Source organism: Kitasatospora sp. NPDC093558 (genome assembly GCF_040683475.1).
Taxonomy (GTDB): Bacteria; Actinomycetota; Actinomycetes; order Streptomycetales; family Streptomycetaceae; genus Kitasatospora.
This window is the reverse complement of record NZ_JBFBDY010000193.1, coordinates 1-11,218: the sequence shown is the minus strand read 5'-3', so window position 1 is coordinate 11,218 and position 11,218 is coordinate 1. Positions and strand designations below refer to the sequence as shown.

The window sequence follows — 11,218 nt, the reverse complement described above, 5'->3', positions numbered from 1 at the left end:
TGGCACGCTGTTGAGTTCTCAAGGAACGGACGCTTCCTTCGAGCCGCCTTCCAGCGGGCCCTCCGGGCGCTTCGTTCTTTCGTGTTTCCAGCTTACCAGATGTTTGCCGTGCCGTTTCCGGCGCTTTTTGCATCTGAAATCTGCTGTTAACCGCCGACTTGCGGCGACTCGACCAACCATAGCGGGTCGTCCGCCGGGACGCGAATCGGGGCGCGCCGGGGGTCACCCGGTCGGCGGCATGATTTGTTGCTCTCGCGAGCATATACAGCAATGGTCCCGATTCGCCAAGATGCCTGTAGAGTGCGGCGCATCGACCAAGAGGACTAGACCACTAGTAGGTCGGTGAGACGCCGGCCGGCAGGGCGGGCGGGGCGTGAGTCTTCGCCCGGGAATGTCAGCGGATGTCCGAAGTTGACATGATTTAGGCTTCAGTTGATCGTTGCGCCGCTGCTCGCGGCCCTTCGCTGTACTGCGCACTTGGGAGGCACAAACCATGACCACTGTGACGTCGCCGCTGACCGGACGGGTCGTCGGGCTCGCCAATGTTCCCGACCCGGTGTTCTCCGGTGCGATGGTCGGCCCCGGCACCGCGGTGGACCCGGTGCGCGAGCCGACCGAGGCGGTCGCTCCGGTGGATGGTGTCGTCGTCTCCATGCACCCGCACGCGTTCGTCGTCGTGGACGCGGACGGGCACGGTGTGCTGACGCACCTCGGGATCGACACCGTGCAGCTGAACGGCGAGGGCTTCGAGCTGCTCGTCAACAAGGGCGACACGGTGACCCGCGGGCAGGCCGTCATCAAGTGGAACCCGGCCGTCGTCGAGGCCGCGGGCAAGTCGCCGATCTCGCCGATCGTGGCGCTGGAAGCCAACACCGATTCGCTCGGCGGCGTGGTCGAGGACGGCGAAGTGCGCGCCGGCGACCAGCTGTTCAGCTGGAGCTGACCTCTTTCTTTCCCCACACACCCGCCCCGGACGAGATGACGGGGCGGCCCCCACACAGCGGTTCCCGGCGGGGCCGCTCATCTCAGCGGAGACAGGTGACATGACGAAGACGCTGCGCGGCGTGGGTGTGAGCCACGGGGTCGCGATCGGCCAGGTGCGACACATGGGGACGGCGGTGCTGGAGCCGCCGGCCACCCAGATCCCGACCGCGGACGCCCCGCGCGAGCAGGCCCGTGCCCAGGCGGCCGTCGAGGCGGTGGCCGCGGACCTGACCGCCCGTGGCAACCTGGCCGGCGGCGAGGCCCAGGCCGTGCTGGAGGCCCAGGCGCTGATGGCCCAGGACCCGGAGCTGATGGCCGACGTGTCGCGGCGGATCGCCGTCGGCAGCAGCGCCGAGCGCGGCGTCTACGACGCCTTCGCCGCCTACCGCGCGCTGCTCGCGTCGGCCGGGGAGTACCTGGCCGGGCGCGTCGCCGACCTGGACGACGTACGCAACCGCATCGTCGCCCGGCTGATGGGCGTGCCGATGCCGGGCGTGCCGGACAGCGACGAGCCGTACGTGCTGTTCGCGCGGGACCTGGCCCCGGCCGACACCGCGCTGCTGGACCCGACCCTGGTGCTCGGCTTCGTGACCGAGGAGGGCGGGCCGACCAGCCACAGCGCCATCCTCGCGCGGGCGATGGGCGTGCCGGCCGTGGTCGCGCTGCCGGGGGCGACCGAGGTCGCCGAGGGCACCGTGGTGGCCGTGGACGGCAGTTCGGGCGATGTCCTGCTGGAGCCGTCGCAGGAGAAGCAGGACGAGCTGCGGGCCGCCGCCGCCGAGCGCAAGGCCGCGCTGGCCGCTTCCTCCGGTCCGGGCCGGACCTCGGACGGGCACCGCGTGCCGCTGCTGGCCAACGTCGGCGGCCCGGCGGACGTGCCGGCCGCGCTGGAGAACGGCGCCGAGGGCGTCGGCCTGTTCCGCACGGAGTTCCTGTTCCTCGACGACTCGGCGAAGGCGCCGAGCGAGGAGAAGCAGGTCGAGGCGTACCGCAAGGTGCTGGAGGCGTTCCCGGAGGGCCGGGTCGTCGTCCGGGCGCTGGACGCGGGCGCGGACAAGCCGCTGGACTTCCTCACCCCGGCCGACGAGCCGAACCCGGCGCTCGGCGTGCGCGGCCTGCGCACCCTGCTGGAGAACCCCGAGGTCATGCAGACGCAGCTGCGCGCGCTGGCCAGGGCCGCCGAAGGCCTGCCGGTGCACCTGGAGGTCATGGCGCCGATGGTGGCCGACCGCAAGGACGCCAAGGACTTCGCCGAGGCGTGCCGCCGGGCCGGTCTGGACGCCAAGTTCGGCGCGATGGTGGAGATCCCGTCGGCCGCGCTGCGGGCGCGGGCGATCCTCCAGGAGGTCGAGTTCCTGTCGCTCGGCACCAACGACCTCGCGCAGTACACCTTCGCCGCCGACCGTCAGGTGGGGGCGCTGGCCCGGCTGCAGGACCCGTGGCAGCCGGCGCTGCTCGACCTGATCGCCTCGGCCGCCGACGCGGCGCAGGCGGAGGGCAAGAGCTGCGGCGTGTGCGGCGAGGCCGCCTCCGACCCGCTGCTGGCCGTCGTGCTGACCGGTCTGGGTGTCACGAGCCTGTCGATGGGTGCGGCGTCGATCCCCTACGTGCGGTCGACGCTCGCCAAGTACACGCTGGCGCAGTGCCGCCGGGCCGCCGAGGCGGCGCGGGCCACGGACAGCGCCGAGGAGGCGCGCGCCGCGGCGCAGCAGGTCCTCTCGGGTTTTTACGTACAGAGATGCTGAGTATGGGGGGTTTCCCACCGTCGTGGTGGGAACGCCCCCTTCGGCGTTCGTCAGGACTGGCGGTCGCGGCGCAGCTGCTCGAAGAAGCGCAGGTGGTCGATGTTGTCGACCGAGCCCGGGTTGACGGCCCGCTCCAGCGGGGTGCCGGAGAGGATGCGCTTCACCGGGACCTCGATGCGCTTGCCGGTGAGGGTGTGCGGCAGGCCCCGGACGGTGATGACCTCGTCGGGGACGTGGCGCGGGGAGAGTTCGGTGCGCAGCGAGGTGCGGATGCGGCCGATGAGGTCGTCGTCGAGTTCGGCGCCGGGGGCGAGGACGACGAACAGCGGCATCCAGTAGCCGCCGTCGGGTTCCTCCAGGCCGATGACGAGGGACTCGGCGATCTCGGGGAGGCGCTCGACGACCTCGTAGATGTCCGAGGAGCCCATCCGGACGCCCTGGCGGTTGAGGGTGGAGTCGGAGCGGCCGTGGATGACGACGGTGCCGCGGGAGGTGACGGTGATCCAGTCGCCGTGGCGCCAGATGCCGGGGTACACGTCGAAGTAGCTGTCGTGGTACCGGGTGCCCTCGGGGTCGTTCCAGAAGCCGGTGGGCATGGACGGGAGGGGCTTGGTGACGACGAGTTCGCCGACGGTGTCGGTGTGCGGCCGGCCCTGGACGTCCCAGGACTCGACGGCGGCGCCGAGGCAGGGGGCCTGGATCTCGCCGAGGTACACGGGCAGGGTGGGGACGCCGCCGACGAAGCAGGAGCAGACGTCGGTGCCGCCGCTGACGGAGGCGAGCCAGACGTCCTCCTTGACCTCGTCGTAGATCCAGCGGAAGCCGTCGGGCGGGAGCGGGGAGCCGGTGGTGCCGAGGCAGCGGACGGCGGAGAGGTCGAGGTCGCGTCCCGGGTGGAGGCCGGCCTTGCGGCTGGCGATGACGTAGGCGGCGGAGGTGCCGAGGACGGTGGCGCCGGTGCGGGCGGCGACCGACCAGAGGGCGCCGGTGTCGGGGTGGCCGGGGCTGCCGTCGTAGGTGACGATCGTGGCTCCGACGAGCAGGCCCGCCAGCAGGAAGTTCCACATCATCCAGCCGGTGGAGGTGTACCAGAGGAAGCGGTCCTGCGGGGTGAGGTCGAGGTGGAGGCCGACCTGCTTGAGGTGTTCGAGCAGGATGCCGCCCTGGCTCTGGACGATGGCCTTGGGCAGGCCGGTGGTGCCGGAGGAGTAGAGCACCCAGAGCGGGTGGTCGAAGGGGACCGGTTCGAAGACCGGGGCGACGTCGTCGGCGGTCAGGTCGTCCCACTGGAGGGCGCCCTCGGGGGCGGGGGCGCCGAGCAGGGGGACGTGCACGACGGTGTGCAGGCTCGGGAGTTCGCGGCGCAGCTCGGCGACGACGTCGGTGCGGTCGTGGTCCTTGCCGCCGTAGTGGTAGCCGTCGACGGCGAACAGGACGGTGGGCTCGATCTGCTGGAGGCGGTCGAGGACGCTGCGGGCGCCGAAGTCGGGGGCGCAGCTGGTCCAGATCGCGCCGACGGCGGCGGTGGCGAGGAGGGCGACGGCGGCCTGCGGGACGTTGGGCAGGTAGGCGCTGACGCGGTCGCCGGGGCGCACGCCGCGGGCGCGCAGGGCGGCGGCCAGGGAGCCGACCTGGCGGCGCAGTTCGGACCAGGTGAGGACGACGGGCTGCTCGGTGGTCTCGTCGAGGTGGAGGATCGCGGGGCGGTCGGCGTTCTCCGGGGCCTCGGCGGCGCGCAGGGCGTGCTCGGCGTAGTTGAGGCGGGCGCCGGGGAACCAGCGGGCGCCGGGCATGGCCGGGTCGGCGAGGACGGCCTCGGGGGCCTCGGTGAAGCGGACGTCGAACCACTGCGTCACCGCGGTCCAGAACCGGCCGAGGTCCTCGGTGGACCAGCTGTGCAGGGCGGCGTAGCGCTCGGCGGCCTGCTGGTCGTCGGCGGCCGGGGCGAGCGGGGCGGCCGGGGCGCCGTGGTGCTCGGCGGCCCAGGCCTGGAACGCCACGAGGCTGGTCGCGGCGGCGCGAGCGGGGTTGGGGCGCCAGAGCGGCTGGTCCTGGAGGGGGGTGCTCACGGTGGTGGTCTCCCGGCCGGTGGTGGGGACGGGAGTGCTTGTGGCAGGCCCGTCCGGTTGGGCTGTCGGTGCAGACCATGCCATGTGAGCGGCCGCTGCGCCAGGGTCTCCCGGGAGTGGCGGGGCTGGTCAGCGGCCGTCGAGTTCGCCGTTGAACCAGGCACGGGAGACGTTGGTGTGGAAGTCCCAGACGAGCCGGGTGTCGGGGTGGGCGAGCAGCCAGCCGTCGGTCTCGTCGGTGGGGTGCGAGGGCGGGAGTTCGGCGAGGGGGCGGGCGGGGAGCAGTCCGCAGAGGAAGACGAAGCGGCCGTAGGGGTCGGAGGAGGTGGAGGCCAGGGTGATGTCGGAGGCGTCGGCCAGGATGCCGGTCTCCTCGCGCAGTTCGCGTACGCAGGCCTGCTGCCAGGTCTCGCCGAAGTCGATGTAGCCGCCGGGGAAGGCGAGTTCGCCGTAGCCGGGTTCGATGGTGCGGCGGATGACGACGAGGGCGGGGTCGGCGTCGGGGCGGGTGACGGGCAGGACGGTGACGGCGACGGGCAGCGGGTTGCGGTAGCTGATCTCGGCGCAGCCGGGGCAGGTGCGGGGCCAGTCGCGGGTGCCGGGCGGGTAGGGCGTTCCGCAGAAGTGGCAGTGCGAGAAGGGGTGGTTGACCGTGCTCGTCACGTCGTCGGTGGTCATGTCCGGATGGTAGTCCGGTGGGCCGGGTGTTCGGTCAGCGGATCTCCTCCTCGCGGGCGGGGCGCAGGAGGGCGGGGTGGAGGAGGCGGGCGTCGCCGGCGCGGTAGGTGCGGGCGCGGGGGCCGCCGCGGGCTCCGCCGCGTTCGGTGGTGGTGCCGGTGCTCTCGACGAAGCCGGGGACGGAGAGGACCTTGCGGTGGAAGTTGCCGGGGTGGAGCTTCTCGTCCCAGACGGCCTCGTAGACGGCGCGCAGCTCGGGGATGGTGAAGTCGGGGGGCAGGAAGGCGGTGGCGAGGGGGCTGTACTCGATCTTGGCGCGGGCGCGGTCGAGGCCGTCGGCGAGGATGCGGGCGTGGTCGAAGGCGAGCGTGATGGGGCCGTTGGGCCCGCCGACGCCACCCCCGTGGGTGTCGGCGGGCCCAGCGGCGGTCTCGGGGCGGCCGGCGGGCCGCTGGTCCGGGCCGGGGTCGGCGCGGAGGTCGAGGTCGGCGACCGGGTGCCAGGCGGCGGCCGCGGCGTCGGTGCCGGCCTGGGGGTCGGGCAGGTCGGGGGCGAAGGCGAGGTAGGCGACGGAGACGACGTGCATCCGCGGGTCACGGTGGGGGGCGCCGTAGGTGCCGAGCTGTTCGAGGTGGATGCGGCTGAGGGTGGATTCGAGGTCGGAGCTGCCCAACAGGCCCGTCTCCTCGGCGAGTTCGCGGGCGGCGGCGTCGTCGAGGCACTCCTCGCCGGCGCGCAGGAAGCCGCCGGGCAGCGCCCAGGAGCCCTGGAAGGGCGGGGCGGCGCGCTCGACGAGCAGGACGTGCAGGCGGCCTTCGCGCAGGGTGAGGGCGACGACGTCGACCGTGACGGCCACGGGGGTGTAGGCGCGCGGGTCGTAGGCGGCGAGCCATTCGCGCTCGGCCTCCGAGGTGGCGTGGTGCGGGCCGGCGTGGGGCGGGCGGGGCTCGTCGGCGGCCATCGGGGGTGTCTCCGTGCTGTCGTCTCGTGCTGGTCGTCTCGTGCTTGTCGTCTCGTGCCTGGTGGACCGGCGCCGTGCGGGCCGTGTCGAGGCGTCCTGCGGGCGGCCGTGCCGGGCCGTCGTTCTCGGGATGAGCACAACGTAACCAGTCCGTTCCCGCCCGGCAAACGGTTTTCCGGGCGGGCGAGGGCGTTCGGCTCCTAGGCTGTGACCAGCCGGACCCGTGCTCCAGGAGGCCTCCATGCCCGCCACTCCCCCGTCGGACTTCGCCGCCGCGCTGGCGGCCGGCCCCTTGGTCCTGGACGGCGGGATGTCGAACCAGCTGGTGGCACAGGGGCACGACCTGTCGGACGAGCTGTGGTCGGCGCGACTGCTGGCGGACGCGCCGGAGGCCGTCGTCGAGGCGCACCGGGCGTACTTCGCGGCCGGGGCCGAGGTCGCCATCACCGCGAGCTACCAGGCGAGCTTCGACGGGTTCGCGCGCCACGGGCTCGGCCGGGCGGAGTCGGCGCGGCTGATGGCGCGCAGCGTGGAGCTGGCCCGGGAGGCGGCGCGCAGCGAGCCCGGCGGGCGGCGGCGGCGCTGGGTGGCGGCCTCGGTGGGGCCGTACGGGGCGGTGCTGGCGGACGGTTCGGAGTACCGCGGGCGGTACGGGCTGGGCTTCGAGGAGCTGGTGACGTTCCACCGGCCGCGGCTGGAGGTGCTCGCGACGGCAGGTCCGGACGTGCTGGCACTGGAGACGGTGCCGGACGTGGACGAGGCGGAGGCGATGCTGGAGGTCGTCCGGGGGCTCGGGGTGCCGGCCTGGCTCTCGTACAGCATCGCGGGCGACCGGACGCGGGCCGGGCAGCCGCTGGCCGAGGCGTTCGCGCTCGCGAGGGACGTCGACGAGGTGGTGGCGGTGGGCGTGAACTGCTGCACGCCGCAGGACGCGGACCTGGCGGTGGCGCTGGCGGCGGAGGTGACGGGCAAGCCGGTGGTGGTGTACCCGAACAGCGGGGAACGCTGGGACCCTGAGATACGGGGCTGGCGCGGGGAGCCGACGTTCCGCTCGGCGCGCGTGCGCGGGTGGCTCGCGGACGGGGCCCGGCTGGTCGGCGGGTGCTGCCGGGTGGGGCCGGACGGGATCGCCGCGCTGGCGGCGGAGGTGGCCGTCCGGCGGGACTGTCGAGGGCACGGGGCTCCGGTGCGGCGCCCCGCAGCGGCCGCGGGGCGGCGAAGGTTAACAGGCGGCCGAGTGCGGGTTACCGAGGGGGAAGGTGCACGGAGCACCCGACGCCTGGCAAACTCGTCCCGTCACCACTGTGGTCGACAATGTCGACCGCCTGTCAGCGCGGAGGTTCCCATGCCCGGCCCGATCCAGTCGCTTTCCCGGGCCGCCGCGATCATGCGCCTGCTGGCCGGCGGTGAGCGCCGCCTGGGCCTGTCCGAGGTCGCGACGGCGCTCGACCTCGCCAAGGGCACCGCGCACGGCATCCTGCGCACGCTGCAGTTGGAGGGGTTCGTCGAGCAGGACCCGGAGAGCGGCAAGTACCAGCTGGGCGCCGAACTGCTGCGCCTCGGCCAGAGCTACCTGGACGTGCACGAGCTGCGCGCGCGGGCGCTGGTGTGGGCCGACGACCTGGCCCGGGCGGCCGGCGAGACCGTCTACCTGGGGGTGCTGCACCAGCGGGGCGTGCTGATCGTGCACCACGTGTTCCGGCCGGACGACACCAGGCAAGTGCTGGAGGTCGGCTCGATGCAGCCGCTGCACAGCACCGCGATCGGCAAGGTGCTGGTGGCCTACGACCCGGTCGCGCGCGGGGAGTTGGGCGAGGGACCGTACGAGTCGTACACCGTGCGGACGTTGACCGACGCGGCCGACGTGGACGCGGAGTGCGCCCTGATCCGCGAGCGCGGCTGGGCGGACTCCGTCGAGGAGACCTGGGAGGGCGTGGCCTCGATCGCCGCACTGATCCAGGACCGGCGGCGCAACCCGGTGGGCGCGGTGTGCATCAACGGGCCGGTCGAACGGGTCTGCGAGGACGGCTTCGTGAAGCCCTCGCTGGTGGCCTCGGTGCGTAGCGCGGCGCGGGCGATCTCCCGCGACCTGGGCGCCGGCCGGTTCTGAGTACGGCGGTCGAATCGTCACGCTGAGGCGCGGACGGGCGGTAGGCCTGTCCGCGCCTTGGCGTTTTGCCCCGGTTCGGGGCGCTCCGCTGGGTAACTTCGGGAGACGCGCGGAGGCGCGGGTCACAGCTGCGTAACCCCGCCTTGACGCGGGGGCGACCTGGGGAGGAAGCTTCCGCATGACGGTCGACATTGTCGAACGCTGGCCGGGAAGATCACTCCCCCAGTGCGCTCACCCGCACGGCGATCACCCGGCCGCCTGCCCCCACCCGCACCTCCGGGCCTCATGGACAAGGGAGTCTTTGTGTCCGCGTTCTCCAACGGCGACGTCTTCGTCGGCGAAACCCTCGGCACCGCCGCCCTGATACTTCTCGGCGGCGGCGTCTGCGCCGCTGTAACCCTCAAGAAGTCGAAGGCCCTCAACGCCGGCTGGCTGGCGATCACCTTCGGCTGGGGCTTCGCGGTCCTCATCGCCGCCTACATGACCGGACCCAAGTCCGGCGCCCACCTCAACCCGGCCGTCACCATCGCGCTCGCGGTCAAGAGCGGCGACTGGAGCCAGGTGCCGCTCTACATCGGCTCGCAGATGCTCGGCGCGATGATCGGCGCCACGCTCGTCTGGCTCACCTACCTCGGCCAGTTCCAGGCCAACGAGGAGCCCACCCTCGGCATCTTCTCGACCGGGCCCGAGATCCGGAACCCGATCCAGAACGTGATCACCGAGGTCATCGGCACCTTCGTGCTCTGCATGGCGATCCTCACCCTCGGCGCCAACGACCTCAAGGGCATGGGCACCCTCATCGTCGCCCTGACCGTCGTCGGCATCGGCCTGTCCCTCGGTGGCCCGACCGGCTACGCGATCAACCCGGCCCGTGACCTCGGCCCGCGCATCATGCACGCCCTCCTGCCGATCCCGAACAAGGGCGGCTCGGACTGGTCGTACGCCTGGATCCCGGTCGTCGGCCCGCTCGCCGGCGGCGCGCTGGCCGGTGTCCTCTACAACGCCCTGTTCTAAAGGTCCGCTCCCGAAAAGCAGAGTCGAACCCCCCGAGCACGGGGACTGACCGTACGACCGCGTCAGGCCCACCCACCCCGTAATCCCCGACCCGAGCCGAGGACCCTCCCCATGACCTCCACTGGCAACTACATCGCCGCGATCGACCAGGGCACCACCTCCAGCCGCTGCATCATCTTCGGCGCCGACGGCCGCATCGTCTCCGTCGACCAGCAGGAGCACCGCCAGATCTTCCCCCAGCCCGGCTACGTCGAGCACGACGCCGCCGAGATCTGGACCCGGGTGCAGTCCGTCGTCCGCGGCGCGCTGGAGAAGGCCGGCCTCACCAAGGACGACATCCGCGCGATCGGCATCACCAACCAGCGCGAGACCACCGTCCTGTGGGACAAGAACACCGGCGAGCCGGTGCACAACGCGCTGGTGTGGCAGGACACCCGCACCGAGGCGCTCTGCCGCGAGCTCGGCCGCAACGTCGGCCAGGACCGCTTCCGCCGCGAGACCGGCCTGCCGCTGGCCAGCTACTTCGCCGGCCCCAAGATCCGCTGGCTGCTGGACAACGTCGAGGGCCTGCGCGAGCGCGCCGAGGCCGGCGACATCCTGTTCGGCACCATGGACACCTGGGTGATCTGGAACCTCACCGGCGGTGTCGACGGCGGCAAGCACGTCACCGACGTCACCAACGCCAGCCGCACCATGCTGATGAACCTCAAGACCCTCGCCTGGGACGAGAGCATCGCCGAGTCGATGGGCGTGCCGATGGCCGTCCTGCCGGAGATCCGCTCCTCCGCCGAGGTCTACGGCGAGGCCGTCGGCGACCTGGCCGGCGTCCCGGTCGCCTCCGCGCTCGGCGACCAGCAGGCCGCGCTGTTCGGCCAGACCTGCTTCGACGAGGGCGAGGCCAAGTCCACCTACGGCACCGGCACCTTCCTGCTGCTCAACACCGGCGAGAAGATCGTCAACTCGTACCACGGCCTGCTGACCACCGTCGGCTACCGGATCGGCGACCAGGCCCCGGTGTACGCCCTGGAAGGCTCGATCGCCGTCACCGGCTCGCTCGTCCAGTGGCTGCGCGACCAGCTCGGCATCATCTCCACCGCCGCCGAGATCGAGACCCTCGCCAACACGGTCGAGGACAACGGCGGCGCCTACTTCGTCCCGGCCTTCTCCGGCCTGTTCGCCCCGTACTGGCGCTCCGACGCCCGCGGTGTGATCGCCGGTCTGACCCGGTACGTCACCAAGGGCCACCTGGCCCGGGCCGTCCTGGAGGCCACCGCCTGGCAGACCCGCGAGGTCGTCGACGCCATGCAGAAGGACTCCGGGGTCGAGCTCACCGCCCTCAAGGTCGACGGCGGCATGACCAGCAACAACCTGCTCATGCAGAACATCGCCGACGTCCTCGACGCCCCGGTCGAACGCCCGTACGTGGCCGAGACCACCGCCCTCGGCGCCGCCTACGCGGCCGGACTCGCCGTCGGCTTCTGGAACGACCTCGACACCCTGCGGGCCAACTGGCACCGCGCCGCCGAGTGGACCCCGCGCATGGACGAGGCCACCCGGGAGCGCGAGTACAAGAAGTGGCTCAAGGCCGTGGAGCGCACCATGGGCTGGGTGGAGGAGGAAGAGGACAACTGACCGTGACGCCGGCCGGGGCCCCGTG

The 11,218-nt window shown here is 72.6% G+C and carries 8 protein-coding genes and 1 pseudogene; 6 read left to right on the top strand and 3 right to left on the bottom strand.

Annotated elements, in window-relative coordinates; genetic code table 11:
- Positions 1-493: 493 nt before the first annotated feature.
- The gene (locus AB0O00_RS19420; protein WP_363653348.1) at positions 494-943 is read left to right on the top strand and encodes a PTS glucose transporter subunit IIA; all 450 of its coding nucleotides are present in this window, start codon (positions 494-496) and stop codon (positions 941-943) included.
- A gap of 100 nt (positions 944-1,043) precedes the next feature.
- The gene (gene ptsP, locus AB0O00_RS19415) at positions 1,044-2,729 is read left to right on the top strand and encodes a phosphoenolpyruvate--protein phosphotransferase (RefSeq protein ID WP_363653346.1); all 1,686 of its coding nucleotides are present in this window, start codon (positions 1,044-1,046) and stop codon (positions 2,727-2,729) included.
- A gap of 50 nt (positions 2,730-2,779) precedes the next feature.
- On the opposite strand, the gene AB0O00_RS19410 is transcribed toward ptsP, so the two are convergent.
- From AB0O00_RS19410 to AB0O00_RS19400, 3 genes are all read right to left on the bottom strand, one after another.
- A complete protein-coding gene (locus AB0O00_RS19410; RefSeq protein ID WP_363653344.1) occupies positions 2,780-4,798 on the bottom strand; it encodes an acetoacetate--CoA ligase in 2,019 nt (672 codons plus the stop codon).
- Positions 4,799-4,927: 129 nt separating this feature from the next.
- Entirely contained in the window at positions 4,928-5,476 is a 549-nt protein-coding gene (locus AB0O00_RS19405; RefSeq protein ID WP_363653342.1) for an NUDIX domain-containing protein, read from the bottom strand.
- Between the two features lie 34 nt (positions 5,477-5,510).
- Complete coding sequence (locus AB0O00_RS19400) at positions 5,511-6,437, bottom strand: NUDIX domain-containing protein (protein ID WP_363653340.1); 927 nt, start codon at positions 6,435-6,437, stop codon at positions 5,511-5,513.
- Positions 6,438-6,678: 241 nt separating this feature from the next.
- On the opposite strand from AB0O00_RS19400, the pseudogene mmuM reads away from it, so the two are divergent.
- The 4 genes and pseudogenes from mmuM to glpK form a co-directional block, all read left to right on the top strand.
- A pseudogene (gene mmuM / locus AB0O00_RS19395) lies at positions 6,679-7,578 on the top strand (homocysteine S-methyltransferase); the annotation flags it as partial.
- Positions 7,579-7,782: 204 nt separating this feature from the next.
- Positions 7,783-8,547 (top strand): IclR family transcriptional regulator, encoded by a 765-nt coding sequence (locus AB0O00_RS19390; protein ID WP_363653350.1) that lies wholly within the window; start codon positions 7,783-7,785, stop codon positions 8,545-8,547.
- A gap of 303 nt (positions 8,548-8,850) precedes the next feature.
- The gene (locus AB0O00_RS19385; RefSeq protein ID WP_363653338.1) at positions 8,851-9,561 is read left to right on the top strand and encodes an MIP/aquaporin family protein; all 711 of its coding nucleotides are present in this window, start codon (positions 8,851-8,853) and stop codon (positions 9,559-9,561) included.
- A gap of 111 nt (positions 9,562-9,672) precedes the next feature.
- A complete protein-coding gene (glpK, locus tag AB0O00_RS19380) occupies positions 9,673-11,193 on the top strand; it encodes a glycerol kinase GlpK (RefSeq protein WP_363653336.1) in 1,521 nt (506 codons plus the stop codon).
- The last annotated feature ends 25 nt before the right edge of the window (positions 11,194-11,218 follow it).